This is a genomic window from Phyllobacterium pellucidum (genome assembly GCF_013327855.1).
GTDB classification, from domain to species: Bacteria; Pseudomonadota; Alphaproteobacteria; order Rhizobiales; family Rhizobiaceae; genus Phyllobacterium; species Phyllobacterium pellucidum.
Genome location: NZ_JABUMX010000001.1, coordinates 791,843 through 813,031 on the forward strand (window position 1 = coordinate 791,843; position 21,189 = coordinate 813,031).

Consider the following 21,189-nt stretch of genomic DNA (forward strand, 5'->3'; position numbering starts at 1 on the left):
GCTTTCCGGCCAAGAAGAGGGCAAGTTTCAGACTTAACGTCCATCTCTTTGGACGAAGGAGCGGGCATGCTCGATCTCAACGACTTTTATTATTTCGTTCAGGTTGTGGATCGGGGCGGCTTTACAGCGGCCGGCCGAACGTTGCGCGTGCCCAAATCGACATTGAGCCACAGGATCAGGCGGCTTGCGTCCGAGTTGGGCGTTCGCTTGCTCAACCGCACGACTCCACGCTGACCGCCCTGATCCCATACCGACAAGGCCTGCTGCCATTGGTTCGCGTCTTCATCGATCATCTGGCTGCCGAGCTTCCAAAGGTAGTATTCGTTTAGGCCGCCCAATCTGCATCCGCGTTCGGTCTCGCAGCGATCTGCGGCGCTGACAACACTGCCTATTTCGTCAGCATCGGTGAGCCGTCGCGCGCATAGCGCTCGATGGTCGCCACCACGGCGGCCGGCAGCGCGACACCGTTGGCATGCTGGCGGCGTGCTTCGAGACGGCGGTCGCCGGGTAGCCGCACGGTAGGCGTTTCCTTGACCGCCGTCAGCATCTGCTCGAGCCGACCGGCGAAGCCGGGCCCGGCAAACATGTCGGGATCAATGGCGATGATGAACTGGCCCGTGCGCGGCGGCCCACCTTCGCAATCGCCAAAGGATGATGCTTCGTAGGACCAGTGTGCGCCGCCAAGGCCCGCAGCAAGAATATCGACCATCAGTGCAAGCCCGAAACCCTTGTAGCCTCCGATCGGCAGAAGGCTACCCTCCATCGCCGCGGCCGCATCGTTGGTCGGCACACCCTCCGCATCGATGGCCCAGCCGTCAGGCAGCGGCACACCGCGATTATAGGCGTCGATGACCGCAACCCTGGCGACGACGCTCGACGACTGGTCGATGACCAACGGCGCATGCCCGTCACGTGGGACGGCAAAGGCGAGCGGATTGGTACCGAAGAACGGCGTCTTGCCGCCGAAGGGCGCAATCGAGGGTGAAGCATTGGCCGTCATCAGCGCAATGAGCCCCTCGGCTGCCAGATCCTCGACAAAATAGCCGAGCGACCCGCAGGCATAGGAATTTGTGACCGACAGCGCCGCAATGCCCGATTGGCGGGCCGCGTCGATGAGCGCCGGTAGTCCGAGCGCGATCGCCGGATGGGCAAAGCCGGTGCCGGCGTCGACACGCAGCGCGACAGGCGACAATTGCTCAAGACGCGGCTGCGCGTGGCCGTCCACCTTTTTGCAGGCGGCATGGTCGCAATAGGTCGGAAGATAGGAAAGGCCGACGATCGCCTGCCCGTCACGTTCGGCCGCCGCAATTGATTTTGCGACTGCCGCCGCATTCTCCGGAGCAACGTCAGAAGCGATCAGGGCCCTCGCCGCGAGCGTTTCGATTTCGTCATAGGTCATCACCCTCTCGTCGCTCATGCCGGTATCACCTCTTGCTTCTTTTGCAGCCGCGCCAATTCCTCGAACGGAATGTGGCAGCGGATCCTGTGTTCGGGTTCGGAATCGAAGAGCGGCGGCTCCTGTTCCTCGCAGATCGCGCCGATCTTGCGCGGGCAGCGCGTATGGAAAACGCACCCGGACGGCGGATTGACGGCGCTTGGAATCTCCCCGTCGAGCCGGACGCGGCTCGGTTCGGTCTCGTCGAGCTTCGGTACGGCCGAAAGCAGCGCTTCGGTATAGGGATGGTGCGGGCCGGAGAACACGCGTTCGGACGGGCCGATCTCCATGATCCGCCCGAGATAGAGCACGGCGATGTGGTCGGACAGGTAACGAACGACGGCAAGATCGTGCGAGATGAAAATGTAGCTGACATGCTCCTTTGTCTGCAGATCGGCAAGGAGATTGAGGATCGCCGCCTGCACCGACACGTCGAGCGCCGAGGTGGGCTCGTCGCACACGACGATGCGCGGATCGCCGGCGAAGGCGCGGGCGATTGCCACACGCTGCTTGAGGCCACCCGAAAGCTGGCGCGGCTTTACGCTGAGATGACGCTCTGTCAGCCGGACAGAGCGGACCAACTCGATGAGGCGTTTTTGTTGCGCCGCGCCTTTCAGGCCGGCCAGCGTCCGCAAGGCACGGCCCATGATGTGGCGGATCGAATGCGCGCGATTGAGCGCTGAATCGGGATTCTGGAAAACGATCTGCATCGCCTTGACCTGATCGGCACTGCGGCTTTCAAGTTTTGACGCGAGTGGCTGGCCATCGAGTTGCATCGAGCCGCCGGAGTCGGCTGGAACGAGGCCGAGGAGGAGCCGGGCAAAGGTTGTCTTGCCGCTTCCCGATTCCCCGACGAGGCCTAGGGTCTGTCCCGGCATCAGATCAAGGGAAACGTCGTTGACCGCACGCAGGGCGTGGCCATGAGCAGCATAGGTCTTGTTGAGATCCTTGATGCGCAAGACCGGCTCGCGGCCGTGGGCCGCCGGCGCTGCTGCAATGCTTCCCGGCGTCGTGCGCGGCAAGTCCTGCGCGCGTTCGTGATAGTGGCACCGCGAAAGGCGGCCACCGAGGTCGTGCAGCGGCGGCAGTTCATTATGGCACCGGCTGTCGGCAAGGGCGCAGCGATCGGCAAAGGGACAGCCGGTGATCGTTGCGCCCGGCGCCGGGAGAAATCCCGGAATTGTGTCGAGCCTGATCTGGTCCTTGCGCTGGCCGCCCCGCGGGAGGCAGCGCAACAGTGCCACGGTGTAGGGATGGCGCGGATTGTTGAAAACTTCGGCGGTCGTCCCCTCCTCGACAAGCATGCCGGCGTAAAGAACGCCGACGCGGTCGCACATGCGCGAGACCACCGCGAGGTTGTGGCTGATGAAGAGGATCGACGCTGAAAGTTCCTGCCTGAGCTTGGCAATGAGGTCGAGCACCTCCGCCTCGACTGTCGCGTCGAGGCCGGTGGTCGGCTCGTCGAGGATCAGCATTGTCGGATCGCTGGCGAGCGCCATGGCAATGCCGACGCGCTGCTGCATGCCGCCGGAGAGCTGGTGCGGATAGCGCTGCATGACCCGTATCGGATCGGAGATACGGACGCGGTTGAGCATGGAGATGGCCTGATCGACGGCGGCCTGGTCGGAAATTCCGCGCAGCTCGAAAATCTCGGTCATTTGCCGCCCGATGCGGATCGACGGGTTCAGCGCCTTGCCGGGATCCTGATACACCATCGATACGCTTTCGGCACGCATGCGGCGCAGCGACTCGTTGTCGAGCTTCATGACATTGTGGCCGACAAGGGCGATTTCGCCAGCGGTGATGACTCCGTTGCGGGGGAGATAGCGCACGACAGACAGGGCAACCGTCGATTTACCGCAGCCGGATTCGCCGACAAGGCCGTAAGCTTCGCCCGGGCGAATCGTAAGGCTCAGATCGCGCAGCACAGCGCGGTTGCGGCCGCCAACCCGATAGGCGACGGAGAGATGATGCAGTTCGAGCGCATTGGGTGTCGATAAGTCAGTCATTCAAGGCCCCCTGCACGCCGTCGGCCACAAGATTGACGCCGATCACCAGCGAGGCGATAGCGAACGCATCGAAGAGCACGGTCCACCAGAAGCCTCCGCCGATCATCCCGTAATTGCTTGAAATGCTCAGGCCCCAGTCCGGCGATGGCGGCTGGATGCCGAAGCCCATGAAGCTCAGCGTCGCAACCGCGAAGATGGCATAGCCAAGACGAACGGTGGTCTCAACCAGGATTGGCGGTATGACGTTGGGAAGAATTTCCACGAACATGGTGTGCAGCGCGCTCTCGCGGCGCAATTGCGCCGCCGCGACATAGTCGAGTTCGCGCTCCGACAGAACGGCCGAACGCACGGTGCGGGCGATGATCGGCGCAAAGCTCAGGCCAATGACGATGATGACCGTGGTCTTCGACGTTCCGAGCGCAACGATGGCGAGCAGTGCGACGATCACGACCGGGATTGCCATGAACGCTTCGAGGATGCGGCTGATCACGTCATCGACAAGTCCGCGGAAATAGCCGGTGAACAGGCCGAGCGTTGTGCCGGCAATGGTGGCCAGCAACGTCGCCAGAGGCGCGACCGTCAATATATCGCGCGACCCGACGATGACGCGCGAGAACACGTCGCGACCGAGCTGGTCGGTGCCAAACCAGTTATCGGCCGAGGGCGGCATGAGCGCGTTAATAATGTCATCCGCAAGCGGATCGTGCGGCGTAAAATATTCGCCGAAGAGCGCACACAGGACCCAGAAGACAACGATGACGAGACCCGTGATGAAAGAACCGGAGCGGCCGAGCGCCGCCACCACTTCCATTGCGGGACTATGCTTGATCGGCGGCGCGGGCAGGTCAGGCTGTTTGATATCGGTCGCCGTCATTGATCGGTCCCCAGTCGGATGCGTGGATTGAGGACGGAATAGAGAAGATCGGCAATCAGCGTCGCCACCGCATAGATGATGCCGATCGTCAGGATACCGGCTTCAAGCACTGGGAAATCCTTGCCGCGTGCGGCCGTGAAGATCAGCGAGCCGATGCCCTGATAACGGAAGAGGGTCTCGACCACGACGAGCCCGCCAATGAGGTAGCCGGTCTGGGTGGCGATGACCGTGATCGTCGGCAGCAGCGCATTGCGCAGCACGTGCCGCCAGATGACCGTATGCCAGGGCAGGCCTTTGAGGACGGCGGTGCGCGTATAGTCGGCATCGAGCGCCTCGATCATGCCTGATCGCGCCATGCGCGCGATGTAGCCGAAGAGCACGAGGAACAGCGGCAATGCCGGAAGGATCAAATAGTAGATTTGGGTGAAGACGCCCGAACCCGGCGGCCAGACGGCTGCAATCGGCAGCCAGTTCAGCCAGACGCCGAAGAGCAGAATGAAGATGATGCCGGTGACGAATTCCGGCAGTACGGTTGCCGAAAGGCCCCCCAGGCTGATGATGCGGTCGATGGGCCGATTGACATTCAGCGCGGCGATGATGCCGCCGAGAATGCCGAGCGGCACCACCATGATGAAAGCAACGAGCGCAAGCTTCATCGAATTGCCGAGCGCATCGATGACGAAAGGCGCAACAGGCGCCCGGAAAATATAGGAAGTGCCCATATCGCCTTGAACGAAATGGGAAATCCAGTCCCAGTATTGTACAAGCAGCGGCCGGTCGAGGCCGAGCGAATGGTTGAGCGCGTCGACGGCACGCTGGTCGGCGAGCGGTCCCAATATGGCGCGCCCGACATTTCCGGGCAGCACCTGCCCTCCCAGGAACACCATGATACTGAGCAGGAACAGGGTTACGATCGAAAGGGCAATGCGCTTCAGCAGAAAGGAAAGTATGGCTCTAGCTCCCATGTTAGCCAGCCCCACCTGCGTGGAGCTGGCTGTTGCAGGATGTCCGTTCCTCCCTTACGCCTTCGAGGCGCGGTCGAGATAGTTCTGCGACATTGCCGTCGGCTGTACGCCGGAAACGCCCTTTGCCGTCGCCGTCAGGTAATCGAAGAAATAGCCGAAGATGACCGGCGTTTCCTCGAGCAGCAGCCGCTGTATCTTGCCGGCCGTCTCCTTCTGCGCCTCAAGGTCGAGCGCAGCGATGTATCCGGCAGCGAGCGTATCGTAGTCCTTGTTCTTGAAATGCGCCGAGTTCCACGTGCCTTCGCTCTTCAAGGGCGCGGAGAGGTAGACGTTGGGCACGCCGCGATGGCCGTAGTCGGTGATGCCCATGACGGAATCGAGCCAGTTGGACTTGCCGAACACCGCATCGCCGTAATAGGCGCCCTGATCGAGAATGTTGAGCTGGAGGTCGATGCCGATCTCCTTGACCGCATTCTGGATGAGCTGGGCATATTCCGGAATTTCCAGATAGCGCTCGGTGGTGAGCGTAACCTTGAAACCCTTGCCGGCTCCAGCCGCCTCCATCAGTTCCTTTGCCTGCTTCAGATCCTGCTGGCGCTGCGCAACGGTCGTATCCGTTGACGGAAAGGCCGGCGCAAACGGGCTGTCATTGCCAAGCGAGGCCCGACCCCGCATCAGCCCCTTTTGCAGCTTGTTGCGATCGATACTGAGCGCTACGGCGCGGCGCACCCGGGGATCCTTGAACGGGTCCATGTCCGTGCGCATGTGGACCTGGTGATGGGCCACGGATTTCAGGCTGATGATTTCGACGTTCGGATCGGTGAGCAGTGCGACGCCGGCAAGCACCGGCATCTGGTTGATTACGTCGACCTGACGGCCCTGAAGCGCAAGGATCATCGGCTGGATATCACCGAAAAAGGTGAATTCCGTCCGTGCCGGGAGTGCCTTTTCGCCCCAATAGTCCTCATTGCGCACAAAAGATGCGCCGACCTTCGGCGTGTATTTCTCGAGCTTGAACGGCCCGGTACCGTTGAAGTTCTTCTCGAAATCGCCCTTGTAATCAGCAGGAATGATGATCGCGTTGTAGTTGTCCGACGACACCATGTAGGGGAAGTTGCCGTTTGGCGCGTCGAGGTGGAACTCGACCGTGTAATCGTCGATCTTCTTGGTAGCGCCCTTCTGCAGGAACCCGGTAAAGACCGAAAGCGCATTGGACGAGTTCGCCGGGTCGGCGAGGCGATCGATACTCGCCACGACGTCGTCGGCCTTCATCTCGCCGCCGCTGTGGAATTTGACGCCCTTGCGCAGATTGAAGGTCCAGACATCACCCTTGTCATTCGGCTTCCAGCTTTCGGCCAGCATCGGCTTCAGGACGAGATCCGGGCCATCGAGGCACAGGAACTCGCCGCATTGCTGCAACATGAGCAAGCCGCCGGCATCGGCGACGCTGACAGGTTCGATCGCCGCGGCAGGCACGCTGCTGGCAACGCGGATCGTGGCGCCGGCCGTGCCTTGCGCGCGGGCAAGGCTGGGCATGCCGCCCATGCCGGCGGCGAATCCGACGCTGCCGAGGAAAGGCAGGGACAGGCCAAGCAGGCTGCCGTGACGAATGAATTCTCGGCGGCTTACCCTGCCGTCGACCAGGCCGTCGATGAGATGGTTTTCGAGATCGGTCCGGCCGCGCCGGAGCATATCGAGGAACTTGTAATTTTTCATGGCTTCTGCTCTTTCCCCTGGATCATGTTTTAACCGAACGATGAGTTAGGCAGCGCTCCTGGTCGCCGAGTTGCCGGATCGTCCGTGACCGACAAACTTAAGATGCCTTTTCCTCCGATCGCGTAATGCCCGGTCTGGGCGCCGGGTCAGGCAGCAAGCGAAAATTCTCCTTTTCAGTTCAGCGGCAAGCGCCGGTAGGTACCGGGCTTCGCAGAGTCGTGATACTTGTTCTTCGGGCCGTTCTCGGCAAAATCCCTGTGGCAGGCAGCAAGGCGGTCCCGATCGAGTGTAACTCCGAGTCCCGGCCCTTCTGGCACTGGAACGACATTGTTTCGCGGTGAAAACGGCCCTTCCTCGATGACGTCGGTGGTTTGCATTCGGAAAAGCGACTGGTTCGGCTCCCTTATCCAGCCGAGCGCCGCGCAGAGGTGAAGGTAAGCGGCGCTGCCGACGCCCGAATCGCCGCTATAGCACCAGAAATCGATGCCGGCGTGTTCGCAGGCGCCAATGAAGCGGACGAGGCGGCCGATGCCGCCGTGGGTCGCGGGGTTGCCGACAATCGCGTCCGGCACCCGCAATTCCATGGCGCGGGCAATGTCGATGTTGTGCGTCGAGAACGGTATCGAACAATGGCGACGCAATTCACGCATTTCCTCGATTGTCGCGACAGGATCTTCCCAGTTGCGAACGTTCAGCTGCTCCAAGGCTCGCACAAGTTGCCGAGCAGTTGCAAGTGAATAAGCTTGGTTGGAATCGATTCGCAGCATCACATCGTCGCCGAGCTTCTTGCGGATGAGTTCGAGCATACGCAGCGAGACCTTCGGGTCTTCGGTCGAGAACTTTCCCTCGAAAAACGTGGTCCCGAACTGCTCGTTGAGCTCGACGCAATAGTCGGCAACTTCCTCCGGGGTCTTCTCGCCAATCGTGGCCGCGCCATCGCCGCGCAGGGAGAAATAATCGGTGAAAGGTATTTCCTTGCGCACCGCCCCGCCGAGCAATTGATAGAGCGGCTGGTTCCAGGCCTTGCCACGAATGTCCCAGAGCGCCATCTCGATTGCGCCAAAGGCGAGGATGCGCGTGCGATCGTTGATGCTCTGGACGCCGGTCCAGAATGGCAGGCAAACGTTCTCGGCGCCGGCAATATCGATCGGATCGCGCCCGATCAGGTGAGGCGCCAGCGTGTCATTGATGATCGCGGCGGCGGCAGAACTCGGCGCTTCGCCGAGCCCGATAATCCCGTCATCGGTTTCGACTTCGACGATGGTTGGCGAAAAGCCATCGAGTTCGCCGAATACCCAGACATAGGGCGCTTCGAGCGTCAGGTTGATCGGGGTCGCGGCAATGCGGCGGATTTTCATGTCAGTGGCTCAATTCGAGAAACGGCTTGCCGAGGAGATCGGGATCAACATCAATGCCGAGCCCCGGACCGTCCGGCACGCCCATGCGGCTGCCGACGACCGGGGGCGCGTTGCGTGCAGTGCGAACCGTCACCCATTCGTGAAAGGCGATGGCATGCATGCGCCGTTCTTCCGGCGTCGACAGCGAGAGGTGGGCCATGGCAGCCGTGTCGACCTCGGCGCCGCCCGTGTCTTCCACGGTGATCATGAAGCCGAGATCAACCGCGACGTCGCGGATCTGGCGGGTCTTGGTCACGCCGCCGAGCCGCGAGATCTTGAGGGTCAGTCCGTCAGCCGCGCCCTTGCGATGAATTTCGAGCATCTGTTCGAGCGAAGTAACCGATTCATCGAGCACCATGGGCTTGTCGAGCGAACGGCGGACGGAGAGGCAATCGTCGATCGCGAGGCACGGCTGCTCCATCGTGTAGTCGATGGCGCGTGTCGCATCGGCGAACTGGCGCGCCTGATAGGCGGTCCAGCCGCCATTGGCATCACAGAAGATCACTGTACCTTTCGGCACCGCCGCAGCGACGGCCGTCACCCGCTCGATATCGTCGTGGACCTTGCCGCCGACCTTGACCTGCAGGCGATGAAACCCTTCGCCGACGATGCGCCTGGCAAGATCAACCATCGCGTCGACGGAGCCGTGGGTGACAACCTTGTAGAGATCGGCCATGTCGCTTTCGCGGCCGCCGAGCATCGTCACCAGCGGCACCTCGGCGGCGCGGGCCGTGAGGTCGCAGCAGGCCATGTCGAAGGCAGCCTTGATGTAGGGGTGGCCGTTGAAGACACTATCCATCAGGCGGTTTATCTGCGCGAGCCCGCGAGGATCCCTGCCGAGCAGATGTGGTGCGATCTCCGGAACCCCTGCCCTGGCGCCTGCCGCAAAGGCAGCCGAATAGAAGTTTCCAAGTGGCGCCATCTCGCCCCAGCCGGTCACGCCGGTGTCTGAGGTAATAGAAACCAAGATTGCATCGAAACCGTCGGCACCACGCCCCTTCGACATATTGTAGCGGCCGCCGACGAAGGGCTGCATAAGACTGTAGGCTTTGATGGACTTGATCTGCACGATAACCGTTCCCGTGTTCTTTGTGTGGAGAGCGCCTGCGGTCCGCGCTCAATTGTCGAGGCGTTTGCGGCTCCCCGGCTTCTTGGCGGCCTGCCTCTCCTCAAGCCCGCGCGCAAAAGCAACAAGTTCCTCAAAATCGAGGGCGATGTGCTCACGGGCGTGCCGCTGCGCCGCTTTCATGTCCTTGCCTTTGAGAAGACGCACATATTCCTCGTGCACGTCGAGCGAGGGCACCGGTTCGTTGCGTGCCCGTTGATGCAAGGCGAAATACATCTGCAGGCGGCTGGTGAGGCGCTGCCACGTATCGAGCAGGAGCGGGTGATCGGCCCATTCATAGATCAGGCCGTGCAGCTGCAGCGCCGTCTCGATCTGCCTGGTCGTGTCGATGTCGAGGGTCGCCTGCTTCACCGCAGCATGACGTCTGTCAAGTTCGGCAAAGAAGACCTCGGTGCGGAGCGGCCACGTTCTTTCGATGGCAAATTCGTCGAGAACCTGGTTGAGCGAATAGGCATCCTCGATATCCTTCGCCGTCACTTCGATCACGAATGTGCCCGCATAGGGAATGCTGGTAAGAATGCCCTCCTGGACCAACTCGCGCATGGCTTCGCGCAAGGGCGCGCGGCTCACCCGCATCTGTTCGGAGATGCGCAGTTCGTTGAGTTTCTGGCCAGGTTCGAGCTTGCCGGTGAGGATGGCCCGTTTGAGCAGGCTGACGATCTCGGCCCTACGGGTCGTATCGACAATGGGGTCAAAATCCGTAGCGCTCATGGATGGATCCTCGTTCCGATGCAAGAAAATCAGATTGTCGACAATATTGCAATCGAGAACTCGCAGCATTAGCATCGACATGTCGATCTGACCGCTTTAACAGCAGACTGACCGAGACGTAACGCGTACCTATCCACCGGAGATCGACATGACTTTGACGGGCTTTTTGCAGCTCACCGCTTCGACATTCACGTTCCTGCTCGCCGCGACGTGCGCAAAGGCATGGGCGCTGGCGCCGAGCAACGCGAAGCTGGTTCTAACCATTGTTCTCTATTCCGTCGGCAATCTCATCATGCTGCGTCTGGTACGCGAGTTCGGCATGGCATCGGCGTTCAGCCTCTCGGCTGTCATCCAGCTTATTGCGGTCAATCTCATCGCGCTGGTTTTCTTTGGCGAGAAGCTGTCGATTGTTCAATCCTTCGGCATCATCTTTGCTATACTTGCGGTCGGATTGATAACATTCGGGTCCGCCACCGAATAATCGGCAGGAGACGCGATGCCGGAGGAGCATCAGGCGAAGATGGTTCGCATATCGGGCCGCGTACAGGGCGTAAGCTACCGCGTCTGGACGCGCATGGAAGCGCGCAAGCTCGGATTGGGGGGCTGGGTCCGCAACGAACCGGACGGGAGCGTATTGGCCTTTATCGAGGGGCCGGATAACGCGGTATCCTCGATGCTCGATCGGTTCTGGCAGGGGCCGCCCGGTGCGTCGGTAAAGGATGTCGTGTCTGAGATTGCAGAGCCAGAAAATCTGTCGGGGGAGTTTCGGATAACGTCGTAAATGCGAGGACTTCGATGCGCAGGCTCATCCTCTTTCGGCACGCAAAATCGGAATGGCCGGCCGGCGTCGAGGACCATGAACGGCCGCTCGCCAAACGGGGCCGGCGGACGGCGCCATTGATGGGTGCGTTCCTCGCGCGGCAGGACTTGCTTCCCGATCTTACCCTCGTTTCGACCGCGCGAAGAGCCATGCAGACTTTTGAGCTTGCGTCCGCCGAATTTGGAGCAAAGCTCGAATGGAAAGCCGAGCCCCGCCTTTACGATGCCCCCGTCAACGCGCTTCTCGACGTTGTCCGGCAGGCGCCCCCCACCATCTCGACCCTGATGCTTGTCGGTCATAATCCCGGCCTTGAAGAATTCGCACGCCAGCACGTGGCTGGTGGGCCCGAACCCGATCTTTCGCGGCTGCGCGAAAAATTCCCGACCGCCGGCATTGCCGTGATTGATTTCAATGCCAAGGACTGGACAGCTGTTGAAACCGACCGCGGCGAACTCAAGCGGTTCGAGACGCCGAAGTCGCTCGAAGATACAAACTAAAAACCGAGCCTAGCGCCGCGGCGTCAGGCTGAGCTTCATGTGGCGGTTGACATCCTTATAGAGCAGATAGCGGAACTTGCCCGGACCGCCGGCATAGCACGCCTGCGGACAGAAGGCGCGGAGCCACATGAAATCGCCCGCCTCCACTTCAACCCAATCCTGGTTCAGACGATAGACGGCCTTGCCCTCGAGCACGTAGAGGCCATGTTCCATGACGTGGGTTTCGGCAAAGGGAATGACGGCGCCAGGCTCGAAAGTCACGATCGTCACGTGCATGTCGTGGCGCAGATCCGACGGATCGACAAAACGCGTCGTCGCCCACTTGCCCTCTGTGCCCGCCATCGGCGCCGGCGCAATATCCGCTTCATTCGCGAAAAAGGCTTCCGGCATGTCGATGCCTTCGACGGCTTCATAAGCCTTGCGGATCCACTGGAAGCGGACCGGGGCGCTGCTCTCGTTGCGAACTTTCCAGTTGCTTGCCGGCGGGATGAAGGCAAAGCCGCCGGGCTGCATCACCTGCTTCTTGCCATCGAGCGTGACGCTCAGTTCGCCTTCGAGAATAAAAAGCACGCCCTCGGCGCCAGCGTCGAGTTCGGGCCGCTCGCTGCCGCCGCCGGGCGCTACTTCCATGATATATTGCGAAAATGTCTCGGCAAAGCCGGAGAGCGGACGCGAAAGCACCCAAAGCCGGGTGTCGTCCCAGAACGGCAGGAGGCTTGTGACGATATCCATCATCACGCCCTTGGGGATCAAGGCATAGGCTTCGGTAAACACCGCGCGGTCTGTCAGGAGCTGCGTTTGCGCGGGTGCGCCCCCGTGGGGAGCGGAATAGGTTCGTTGAGCCATGGCCATTTCCTCTGCGTCTCCCGCCGAAGGCGGGCCTCGAAATCCAGATAACGCCTTCCTCAATAGCCAAACAAGGGCCGATTCATACCCCTTAAAAAATTGAAAGTGCTTGCACGTTTAACGCGAGCCACGGCCGGTCAAAATTTGTTGATGCGACAGGGCAGGCCAGCGGCTCCTACCTATCGGCCGATCAGGGAGGAGCGTCCCTCCCTAGCGCGCCTCCATGTCGTTGTTTCGTGACGTCAGCACCCGGTCGATCAACCCCCACTCCACCGCCTGCTCGGCGTTCATGAACTTGTCGCGGTCAAGTGTCCGTTCCACCTCTTCGTAGGTTCGCCCGCAATGCTTGGCGTAAAGTGTGATCATGCGATGTTTAACCTGTGCCATTTCCTCGGCATGGATCAGGACATCGGACGCTTGGCCCTGAAATCCTCCGAGCGGCTGATGGACATGTAGGCTGGCATTCGGCAAGGCAACCCTGTGCCCCGGCTCGCCGCCCATGAGAAGAAAAGACCCCATCGATCGCGCAGTTCCCATGCACAATGTGTGTACGGGAGCGCGGATGAACTGCATGGTGTCATACATGGCAAGCCCACTGGTGATAACGCCGCCATAGGAATTGATGTAGAGCGCGATGGGCAGCTTGGGGTTTTCCGCTTCGAGGAAAAGCAGCTGCGCGCAGACGGTTGCCGACATGGCATCGTTCACCTCGCCGTTCAGAAAAACGATACGCTCGCGCAGCAAGCGCGAATAAATATCGAATGAGCGTTCTCCACGCGAGGATTGTTCCACCACCATGGGGACGAGTTGCATCGTGTCGCGCATGCGCAACCTCCAGATTTCCGATTGATGTTTTGAGTATTAAGCGGCGAGCAGCATTCTTGGCACGGCGTCGTTCGCAGCCACCCGGGCTATGGTTCGCCGGTGAACGATTCCAAAAATGGTACCGCCACGGCCATTTGCACGTACGCTGAAAGTCACAATGCCTTGGTGGTGCGGCGGCTCGGTCTCCTCGATCAGCAACTCAAGTTGCTCGCGTTGCGTTTCGTGCAGAACCTCGAGCACATTCTGGTCCGGGAGCCAGCGCTTGCGAAAGGCTTCGACGCTGATCGCCTTCCAAACCTTGTCTGGGTCGGCCTCGAATTCGAAGCTAAATTCGAGTTGTGGCTCGGAACGTGACGGGGCTTCATTCACTGGTCCATCTCCTTGAGCAGGTCCGCCAGATCGGCAGCGCGATCAGGCCAATAGGTGCGATATTTGGCAAGCCAGTTGACCAATATCAAAAGGCCATCGGGCTCGACTTCATATTGGGTGAACCGCCCTTCGCGGCGCTCCTTCAGAAGCCGCGCTTCGCGCAGGACCGAAAGATGCTGCGACATGGCAGGCTGGGTTATGCCTAAGCCTTGACGCAACTCGGTGGCGTTCTGCGGCGCGGCTGCGAGCTTTTCAAAAATGGCCCGGCGCGTCGGATCAGCAAGGGCTTTGAAAACGATTTGTTCCATGGGTTGAGATAAGCAAACACTTATCTCAATGTCAAGCGAGCCAGTTTATTCCTGCTCGACTTGTTCGGCGCAGGCCGCTTGCACGCAGTTTCGCAGCCAGCGGTGCGCGGCATCGGCATCGTGGCGGGGATGCCAAAGAAGCGAAACGGTGACGACGGGCATCGACACCGGAAGCGGGAAGCTGTGCATGCCCATGCGCAAGGCGCTCGTGTGCCGTTCCGGCACGCTGGCGATCAGGTCCGAACCGCGGGCAAGCGCCAGCGCACTCGCAAACCCGCCGACGGTCACCACGATTTCTCGTTCAAGCCCCAGCAATTCCAGGGCCTCGTCGATGGGTCCCCTGTCGACCCCGCGCCGCGAAACACTGACATGCCGCCCCCCGACGTAGCGCCGGGTGGTCACCTCGCCCGCGGCGAGTGCGTGGCCTTTGCGAACCACACCGACGAACCGATCGCGGAACAGCGTCTGGATGCGCAGTTCCGGGCTCGTTGCCTTGCCGACGACGCCTGTTTCAAGATCCACGGTGCCGTCGCGAAGCGGGGCACTTTCCCTGTCGGCCTTCTGCACAAAACGCAGGCGTACACCCGGCGCTTCTGCGCCGACCCGTGCCATCAGTTGCGGCCCGAACGTTTCGACGAAGCCGTCGCTGGTGCGCAGGGCAAAGCTTCGCTTGAGGCCCCTGAGGTCGAGTGATTCCCGCGGGCGCAGAACGGCCCGCACATCCTCCACGAGTGGACCCACGCGCTCGCGTAGTTCAAGAGCACGCGGTGTCAGGACAAGACCTCGCCCGGCACGTACAAGGAGCGGGTCGCCTGTCGTCTCGCGCAGACGCGCGAGCGCCCTGCTCATCGCCGATGGGCTCAGTCTCAGACGTTTGGCGGCGCGCGCGACGCTGCCCTCCGCGAGGAGCACATCGAGCGTAACGAGCAGGTTCAGGTCGGGCGGCGTCATGTCACAACAATAAGGACTTCGAGATATGGCGTCAAACGCACGATTGAAGTGCAAATGCTGCGTCTTCCGCCATCTGTCGCAAGCGCTTAGCCTACCGGGCGAAGTGGCAAGGAGCCCAAGGATGGACCAGATGGCGATTGATCGAACGGAACCGGCAGCCGGAAGCAAGGAGGTATCCGCTCGGTTGACGCTCACCGCGCTTGCACTCTCGACGCTGCTTGCTGCCCTCGGCGTCAGCATCGCCAACGTCGCGTTACCGACGCTGGCGCAGGCATTTTCCGCGCCGTTCCAGCACGTGCAATGGATCATCCTCGCCTATCTTCTTGCCGTCACGGTTTGCATCGTAAGCGTGGGACGCCTCGGGGACGTTGTCGGCCATCGGCAGGTGCTCCTCGCCGGAATCCTGCTGTTCACCCTTGCCTCCGCCTTGTGCGCCGCGGCCCCCACATTGTGGATGCTGGTTGCCGCCCGCACGGCGCAGGGGCTTGGAGCGGCTATCCTGATGTCGCTCAGCATCGCATTTGTTGGCGATACGATTCCGAAGGAAAGGATCGGCAGCGCAATGGGCTTGCTCGGAACGATGTCGGCAATCGGAACGGCGCTCGGTCCTTCGCTCGGCGGCGTGTTGATCGCCGGCGCTGGCTGGCGCGCGATCTTTCTGGTGATGCTGCCGCTCGGCATCGCCAACTTCATCCTCGCCTATCGCTATCTGCCGGGCGAAAGCCGCAAAGGCCTTGCAACCCGCACCGGCTTCGACCTGCCGGGCACATTGCTGCTGGCGGTGACACTTGCCGCCTATGCCCTGGCGATGACGATTGGTCGGGGCCGATTCGGCGGCTTCAGCGCAGGCCTGATCGGGCTTGCGGTTGTGGCGGGCATGCTTTTTGTGCTTGTGGAGAAAAGGACGAAATCTCCTCTGGTTCGGCTGGCGATACTGCGCAGCCGGGTTTTGAGCGGCAGCCTTGCCATGAACGGGCTCGTCTCGACCGTCATGATGACGACGCTGGTCGTCGGCCCCTTCTACCTGGCGCGCGGGCTTGGGCTGAGCGCCGCCCTCGTCGGCATTGTCATGTCGGGCGGGCCGATCATCTCAGCCTTGAGCGGCGTGCCGGCGGGGCGGATGGTCGATCGCCGCGGTACGCGCGCCATCATTCTGGCCGGCCTCTCCATTATGGTGGCGGGTTCACTTGCGCTCTGCCTGATACCGGCGACGTTCGGCATTGCCGGCTACATAACTGCCATTGCCATCCTCACGCCGGGCTATGCCCTGTTTCAGGCGGCCAATAATACCGCGACCATGAAGGACGTCGCCGCCGATCAGCGCGGCGTCGTCTCGGGCATGCTCAGCCTCTCCCGCAATCTTGGCCTGATTACCGGCGCATCGGTGATGGGGGCGGTTTTTGCCCGGGCATCCTCGGCGCTTGATATCGCGGCAGCACCTGCCGATGCGATCATTGCTGGCATGCATGTGACCTTCGCGGCTGCTGCGGTTCTGGCGCTCGTTGCACTTGCGGTCGCCATGCGAACCGCGACCATCCGCCCGGAATAACAATGAGATCACATGTCCGGTGGCATCTTGTCGAACTTTGGCAGGGCCGGATCGACATGATCCCAGGGTAGTGCGCGCATGGCGTACGTCACGACCTGCGGCACGTAGCGGTTCGGATCGTCGAGACTTGCCGCATGAATGGTAAAGAACTCCGGCATGGTCCCGAAGGTCAGATAGACCGGCGATCCGCAGGTCGGGCAAAAGCCGTGCGACTTTATGTTGGCACTGTCGCCCGCAAGCGCCCACAGCTTCGCCTCGCCGCTGAGTTTCGGGTTAGCGCCGGCAAAGGTCATGTAGGATCCGTGTCCGGTTCCGCTGCGCCTTTGGCAGTCACGGCATTGGCAATCGTTAGAGAATACGGGTTCAGCCGCGATTTCATAGCGAACGGCGCCGCAGGCGCAGCCGCCGGTATAAGGCTTGCTCATGAGTTTCCTCCAAGGATGGTTATGTCCGGATTGGGAAGTTAGTTCGTTTCGTCGGCGACATCGCCGATACGCGGGATAATCTTTCTCCAGCCTTCGCTCATGCTCCTGAACGCTGTATCGTTCTTCGGCGTGATGAAGCCGGAATGGGTCAGCGTGAGCCGCGTGCCGTTTTCGACCGGTTTCAGGACGAATGTTACGATCGTGTCGAGGCGCGAGCCATAGCCGGTGTTGCTCTCGTGACCGCCTTTCCAGGCATAGGCGAAGCGTTCATTAGGTATGGCCTCGAGAACCTCGCAATGAATGGTGCCGTCCCACTCACCCGCCGGTGTTGTCTGATAGGTGAAGCGGTTGCCCTTCACGGGTTCAAAACCCTTGGCCGCCATCATCCAGCGGCCGATCAATGCGCCGGTGGTCAGCGTCTTCCAGATCGCCTCCGGCGCATGCGGGAAGACCTCGTCGACGACGATGTCGTGTGTATCGGCGTTCAATGCGGCGTCGTTCATGGATCGATCTCCTTGAGAAGGTTGCGAAGATTGGCGAACCGCTCGCGCCAGAAGACGCCGTAGTGGTTCATCCAGTCGAACAGCGGCTCCAGCCCTTCGGGCCTGGCGCGATAATAGACGTTGCGCCCCTCGGGCCGTTCGGCAACCAGGCCGGCACGTTTCAGCGACTTCAGGTGCTGAGATATGGCGCCCTGCGTAACCCCGCTTCCCCGCGTCAACTCTACCACCGTGATTTCATCGGTCCGAACGATCCGCTCGAACACGGCGCGCCGGGTTGGATCGGCGAGCGTACGCATGACGTTGGTGATGGGAGCAGCATCGAGCATGAGGATACATTAGTGAATGCTAATTCATTAGTCAACGCTAATTTAAAAGTTGGAGCGTATTTGAAGCGAGTATACATCGTGGTTGAAGCCATGCGGCTATCAGCAACGGATGTGTCGGTCGTGACCGACACCGAAAAGGCTTTCGCTTGGCCTCGTTACGAATTCCACACGCCCCCCGGGCGAAATCCCGGGGGGCGTAACACATCATGTCAACGTGAAAGCCGCGCTAAACCTACGACCGCCGCGGTTCGTCATTGAAAATCAGCCATCTCATAAAGCGGACGGATTTCGATCTCGCTCGGTCCGGGCATGGGGTTGGGGCAGCGCTTCACCCATGCGACCGCTTCGTCCATATCCTTGACGTCCCAGAGCCAGAAGCCGGCGACCAGTTCGCGCGGTGCGGCGAATGGACCGTCGATAACCGTGCGGTTCGCCCCATCGAACGCAACGCGCTTGCCCTGTGAGGACGGCTTGAGCCCATCGGCATCGCGCAAGATTCCCGCCTTGGTCAGTTCGTCATTATACCTGCCCATGGCCTCGAACATTTCGGTCGTGGGAAGAAGCCCCTTTTCGCTGTCTTCGGTCGCCTTTACCAAAACCATCACACGCATCGTCTGTCTCCTTGTTTGAGCCGATGTCATCGGCCATTCATAGAAACGACGAACGGGGCTTTCGGAAACCGACAAGGGTCGGGATTTTTTAGACGAACGAGGCTCGCCGGGAAAATTCTATTCCCACTCGATTGTGCCGGGCGGCTTTGAAGTCACGTCATAGACAACGCGGTTGATGCCCTTGACTTCATTGATGATCCGCGTCGCCGCCTGGCCGAGGAAGCCCATATCGTAGTGGTAGAAATCCGCCGTCATGCCATCGACGGAGGTAACCGCGCGCAACGCACAGACAAACTCATAGGTGCGCCCATCGCCCATGACGCCGACGGTCTGTACCGGCAGAAGGACGGCGAAGGCCTGCCAGATCACGTCGTAGAGACCGGCTTTGCGGATTTCGTCGAGGTAGACGGCGTCGGCTTCGCGCAGGATTTCGAGCTTTTCACGCGTGATACCGCCCGGGCAGCGGATGGCAAGACCCGGACCCGGGAATGGGTGGCGTCCGATGAAATGGTCCGGCAGACCTAGTTCCTTGCCGAGCACGCGCACCTCATCCTTGAAGAGTTCGCGCAAGGGCTCGACCAGTTTCATGTTCATGCGGTCGGGCAGACCACCGACATTGTGATGCGACTTGATGGTCACCGACGGACCGCCGGTGAAGGAGACGCTTTCGATGACGTCCGGGTAAAGCGTGCCTTGCGCAAGGAAATCGGCGCCGCCGAGCTTTTTGGCTTCTTCTTCAAAGACTTCGATAAAAAGCCTGCCGATCGTCTTGCGCTTCTTTTCAGGGTCCGCTTCGCCTTCGAGCGCACTGATGAAGCGCTCCGAGGCGTCGACGAGAATGAGCGGCAGATTGTAGTGCTCGCGGAACATCTGAACGACGTCGGCGGCTTCGTTCTTGCGCATCAGGCCATGATCCACAAGGATGCAGGTCAGCTGGTCGCCGACGGCTTCGTGGATCAAAAGGGCGGCCACGGAGGAATCGACGCCGCCCGAAAGCGCGCAGATCACCTTCTTGTCGCCCACCTGCTTGCGGATGGCATTGACGGCCTGCTCGCGATAGGCCGACATCGTCCAGTCGCCCTCGATACCGGCGATGCGGTGGACGAAGTTTTGGAGAAGCCTGGCGCCATCCGGCGTGTGCACGACTTCCGGGTGGAACTGGACGGCATAGTATTTGCGCGCCTCGTCGGCAATCGCCGCGAAGGGCGCGCCGGTCGATGTGCCCACGACCTTGAAGCCTTCCGGAATTTCAACCACGCGGTCGCCATGGCTCATCCATACCTGGTGGCGTGTGCCCTTGGCCCAGACGCCTTCGAACAGCGCGCACTCCTCCTGGATATCGAGGAAGGCGCGACCAAATTCCCGGTGGTGGCCGCCCTCGACCTTGCCGCCAAGCTGGGCGCACATGGTCTGCTCGCCATAGCAGATGCCAAGGACCGGAATGTTTGCATCGAAAACGTCCTGCGGGGCGCGCGGGCTCCCGATGTCGACGGTCGAGTGCGGGCTGCCGGAAAGGATCACAGCCTTGGGACGGATGCGGTGGAAAGCCTCGGCGGCAGACTGGAAGGGAACGATCTCGGAGTAGACGCCGGCCTCGCGCACGCGGCGGGCGATCAGCTGTGTAACCTGGCTGCCGAAATCGACGATGAGGACTGTATCTGGGTGCACGGGAGTGTTCATGGCGGGCCTTTAAAGCAAATGTCGAGTCGGTGCAATGGGTTACCACGCCGCACTGAAAAAGTGATTCCAGTTGTTTAGGGAAGAGATGAAGAGCTTGCGATTTTGATTCAACGGGCCGCTGGAATTCCCTCAAACAGCAATGCGCCCGTCTGCCAACGCCGCGCCCATCGCCTCGACCGCAAGGGCAAGCTTCTCGTCGATGACATGGAGATATTCTTTCCAGTCGTTGAGATGCCGCAGTTCCTCCTTGCCGTCGGAAATACCGCGCAGGCCGATGAGCGGCAGTCCGAAACGCTGGCAGGCCCGAAGCACGGCAAACGTCTCCATGTCGACCATTTCGGCGTGGACGCCGTCATAGGCCTCGCTGGAGACGATGTTGGCGCCCGTCGACAGGGAAGCCTCCTTGACGCCCGGAATGCGAAGCAGCAGCGGAACAACAACCGGCAGGTCGAGGAAGGGCGTCGCGCCTTTCTTGAACCCCAGCGGCGAGGCGTCCATGTCGCGGTAGCTGACGTTCGTCACCTGGTAGATTTCGGCCTGTTCGAGCGTGCGCGAACCGGCCGAGCCAAGCGAAACGACAAGATCAGGGAGCGCGCGGTTGGCAGCGAGGCTCGCAAGCGTTGCGGCGACGCTTACCGCCGCCTCGACCGGACCAACCCCGGTAATCATCGGGGTAAACAGTCTTCGCAGATGCGGACCATATTCGGCATCGACAGCCATGGCGAAGACGACGTTTTTTCCGGCGATCGGCGTCAGGTAAGCGTACATGTCATCCTGTTGCATTGAGCATCCACAACGATGCGTTGAGAAGTGTCGCGAACGCCACCCAGGCGAGATAGGGCAGGAAAAGCAGCGCGGAACTTCGGTCCGGCTCCCATGTCACCTTTATGAAACCGATGATCGCGACGAGCAACAGGCTGATGACGATCAGCGCCAGTCCCATCTGCTGGAAGCCGAAAAATGTCGGCGACCAAAGGAAGTTCAGAACGAGTTGAGCCCACCAGAATTGCTGCGGCCGTGGTAGGCCGTAGTCCCAGACGCGCCAGCCGGCAATGGCGATCAATATATAGAGAATTGTCCAGACGGGGGCGAAGATCCAGTTCGGCGGGTTGAACGACGGTTTCACCAGACCCGCATACCATTCGCCGGGCAGCGTGATGTAGCCTATGGCGAGCCCACCGCCGATAACCAACACGAGAAACAAGAGAAGCGCCATGGAACGGGACATGCTCGAACCTTCTGCTGG

General features: G+C 60.9%; 24 protein-coding genes and 1 pseudogene. 5 read left to right on the forward strand and 20 right to left on the reverse strand.

The genetic code is table 11. The annotated features are described in order from the left end of the window. Positions 1–66 precede the first annotated feature (66 nt). Positions 67–231, forward strand: a pseudogene (locus HQ945_RS03845) (LysR family transcriptional regulator); the annotation flags it as partial. Positions 232–388: 157 nt separating this feature from the next. Here the strand turns inward: HQ945_RS03845 and HQ945_RS03850 are convergent. The 8 genes from HQ945_RS03850 to HQ945_RS03885 form a co-directional block, all read right to left on the reverse strand. Beyond that, positions 389–1,417, reverse strand: coding sequence for an Ldh family oxidoreductase (locus HQ945_RS03850; RefSeq protein WP_174207665.1), 1,029 nt, complete (start codon positions 1,415–1,417; stop codon positions 389–391). Beyond that, entirely contained in the window at positions 1,414–3,444 is a 2,031-nt protein-coding gene (locus HQ945_RS03855) for a dipeptide ABC transporter ATP-binding protein (protein WP_113281795.1), read from the reverse strand. The genes HQ945_RS03850 and HQ945_RS03855 overlap by 4 nt, the downstream gene beginning before the upstream one ends. Continuing rightward, a complete protein-coding gene (locus tag HQ945_RS03860) occupies positions 3,437–4,318 on the reverse strand; it encodes an ABC transporter permease (RefSeq protein ID WP_113281797.1) in 882 nt (293 codons plus the stop codon). The genes HQ945_RS03855 and HQ945_RS03860 overlap by 8 nt, the downstream gene beginning before the upstream one ends. Next, on the reverse strand, positions 4,315–5,283 hold the full coding sequence (locus tag HQ945_RS03865; RefSeq protein WP_174207666.1) for an ABC transporter permease: 969 nt from the start codon (positions 5,281–5,283) through the stop codon (positions 4,315–4,317). The genes HQ945_RS03860 and HQ945_RS03865 overlap by 4 nt, the downstream gene beginning before the upstream one ends. Positions 5,284–5,337: 54 nt before the next feature. After that, positions 5,338–6,999, reverse strand: a complete 1,662-nt coding sequence (locus HQ945_RS03870) for an ABC transporter substrate-binding protein (RefSeq protein ID WP_091919507.1) — start codon at positions 6,997–6,999, stop codon at positions 5,338–5,340. A 173-nt stretch (positions 7,000–7,172) separates the two neighbouring features. Next, positions 7,173–8,357, reverse strand: a complete 1,185-nt coding sequence (locus HQ945_RS03875) for a mandelate racemase/muconate lactonizing enzyme family protein (RefSeq protein WP_113281799.1) — start codon at positions 8,355–8,357, stop codon at positions 7,173–7,175. Between the two features lies 1 nt (position 8,358). Beyond that, a complete protein-coding gene (locus HQ945_RS03880; protein WP_113281801.1) occupies positions 8,359–9,465 on the reverse strand; it encodes an enolase C-terminal domain-like protein in 1,107 nt (368 codons plus the stop codon). 48 nt (positions 9,466–9,513) lie between these two features. Continuing rightward, entirely contained in the window at positions 9,514–10,233 is a 720-nt protein-coding gene (locus HQ945_RS03885) for a GntR family transcriptional regulator (protein WP_091950265.1), read from the reverse strand. Positions 10,234–10,381: 148 nt separating this feature from the next. On the opposite strand from HQ945_RS03885, the gene HQ945_RS03890 reads away from it, so the two are divergent. From HQ945_RS03890 to HQ945_RS03900, 3 genes are read left to right on the forward strand one after another with little or no spacing between them, the layout of a single operon-like run. Beyond that, positions 10,382–10,714 carry a hypothetical protein gene (locus HQ945_RS03890; RefSeq protein ID WP_091919512.1) on the forward strand — a complete coding sequence of 111 codons (333 nt, stop codon included), beginning with the start codon at positions 10,382–10,384 and terminating at the stop codon, positions 10,712–10,714. A gap of 15 nt (positions 10,715–10,729) precedes the next feature. Then, positions 10,730–11,014: an acylphosphatase gene (locus HQ945_RS03895; protein ID WP_113281803.1), complete on the forward strand. Its 285-nt coding sequence runs from the start codon at positions 10,730–10,732 to the stop codon at positions 11,012–11,014. Between the two features lie 14 nt (positions 11,015–11,028). Continuing rightward, positions 11,029–11,550 (forward strand): SixA phosphatase family protein, encoded by a 522-nt coding sequence (locus HQ945_RS03900; RefSeq protein ID WP_113281805.1) that lies wholly within the window; start codon positions 11,029–11,031, stop codon positions 11,548–11,550. 9 nt (positions 11,551–11,559) lie between these two features. Here the strand turns inward: HQ945_RS03900 and HQ945_RS03905 are convergent, their stop codons facing one another. The 5 genes from HQ945_RS03905 to HQ945_RS03925 all read right to left on the reverse strand — a co-directional run bounded on the left by HQ945_RS03905 (position 11,560) and on the right by HQ945_RS03925 (position 14,849). Continuing rightward, positions 11,560–12,396, reverse strand: coding sequence for a bifunctional allantoicase/(S)-ureidoglycine aminohydrolase (locus HQ945_RS03905; RefSeq protein WP_091919515.1), 837 nt, complete (start codon positions 12,394–12,396; stop codon positions 11,560–11,562). A gap of 210 nt (positions 12,397–12,606) precedes the next feature. Next, positions 12,607–13,221: an ATP-dependent Clp protease proteolytic subunit gene (locus tag HQ945_RS03910; protein WP_091919517.1), complete on the reverse strand. Its 615-nt coding sequence runs from the start codon at positions 13,219–13,221 to the stop codon at positions 12,607–12,609. Positions 13,222–13,257: 36 nt separating this feature from the next. Then, positions 13,258–13,590 (reverse strand): hypothetical protein, encoded by a 333-nt coding sequence (locus HQ945_RS03915; RefSeq protein WP_113281807.1) that lies wholly within the window; start codon positions 13,588–13,590, stop codon positions 13,258–13,260. After that, the gene (locus tag HQ945_RS03920) at positions 13,587–13,898 is read right to left on the reverse strand and encodes an ArsR/SmtB family transcription factor (protein WP_113281808.1); all 312 of its coding nucleotides are present in this window, start codon (positions 13,896–13,898) and stop codon (positions 13,587–13,589) included. The genes HQ945_RS03915 and HQ945_RS03920 overlap by 4 nt, the downstream gene beginning before the upstream one ends. A gap of 45 nt (positions 13,899–13,943) precedes the next feature. Continuing rightward, positions 13,944–14,849 carry a LysR family transcriptional regulator gene (locus HQ945_RS03925; protein WP_113281809.1) on the reverse strand — a complete coding sequence of 302 codons (906 nt, stop codon included), beginning with the start codon at positions 14,847–14,849 and terminating at the stop codon, positions 13,944–13,946. Between the two features lie 121 nt (positions 14,850–14,970). Between HQ945_RS03925 and HQ945_RS03930 the strand changes: the two genes are divergently transcribed. Next, complete coding sequence (locus HQ945_RS03930) at positions 14,971–16,398, forward strand: MFS transporter (protein WP_113281810.1); 1,428 nt, start codon at positions 14,971–14,973, stop codon at positions 16,396–16,398. Positions 16,399–16,406: 8 nt separating this feature from the next. Here the strand turns inward: HQ945_RS03930 and HQ945_RS03935 are convergent, their stop codons facing one another. The 7 genes from HQ945_RS03935 to HQ945_RS03965 all read right to left on the reverse strand — a co-directional run bounded on the left by HQ945_RS03935 (position 16,407) and on the right by HQ945_RS03965 (position 21,171). Beyond that, the gene (locus tag HQ945_RS03935) at positions 16,407–16,823 is read right to left on the reverse strand and encodes a GFA family protein (RefSeq protein ID WP_113281811.1); all 417 of its coding nucleotides are present in this window, start codon (positions 16,821–16,823) and stop codon (positions 16,407–16,409) included. A 38-nt stretch (positions 16,824–16,861) separates the two neighbouring features. Further along, the gene (locus HQ945_RS03940) at positions 16,862–17,326 is read right to left on the reverse strand and encodes an SRPBCC family protein (RefSeq protein WP_113281812.1); all 465 of its coding nucleotides are present in this window, start codon (positions 17,324–17,326) and stop codon (positions 16,862–16,864) included. Then, the gene (locus tag HQ945_RS03945) at positions 17,323–17,652 is read right to left on the reverse strand and encodes an ArsR/SmtB family transcription factor (RefSeq protein ID WP_113281813.1); all 330 of its coding nucleotides are present in this window, start codon (positions 17,650–17,652) and stop codon (positions 17,323–17,325) included. The genes HQ945_RS03940 and HQ945_RS03945 overlap by 4 nt, the downstream gene beginning before the upstream one ends. A gap of 251 nt (positions 17,653–17,903) precedes the next feature. Beyond that, on the reverse strand, positions 17,904–18,263 hold the full coding sequence (locus HQ945_RS03950; protein ID WP_113281814.1) for a YciI family protein: 360 nt from the start codon (positions 18,261–18,263) through the stop codon (positions 17,904–17,906). 117 nt (positions 18,264–18,380) lie between these two features. Continuing rightward, on the reverse strand, positions 18,381–19,943 hold the full coding sequence (gene guaA / locus HQ945_RS03955) for a glutamine-hydrolyzing GMP synthase (protein WP_027230150.1): 1,563 nt from the start codon (positions 19,941–19,943) through the stop codon (positions 18,381–18,383). Positions 19,944–20,072: 129 nt separating this feature from the next. Continuing rightward, complete coding sequence (locus HQ945_RS03960; protein WP_246272502.1) at positions 20,073–20,726, reverse strand: 5'-methylthioadenosine/S-adenosylhomocysteine nucleosidase; 654 nt, start codon at positions 20,724–20,726, stop codon at positions 20,073–20,075. Continuing rightward, positions 20,713–21,171, reverse strand: a complete 459-nt coding sequence (locus tag HQ945_RS03965) for a TspO/MBR family protein (RefSeq protein WP_027230152.1) — start codon at positions 21,169–21,171, stop codon at positions 20,713–20,715. Before HQ945_RS03965 ends, HQ945_RS03960 begins: the two co-directional genes overlap by 14 nt. Positions 21,172–21,189 lie beyond the last annotated feature (18 nt).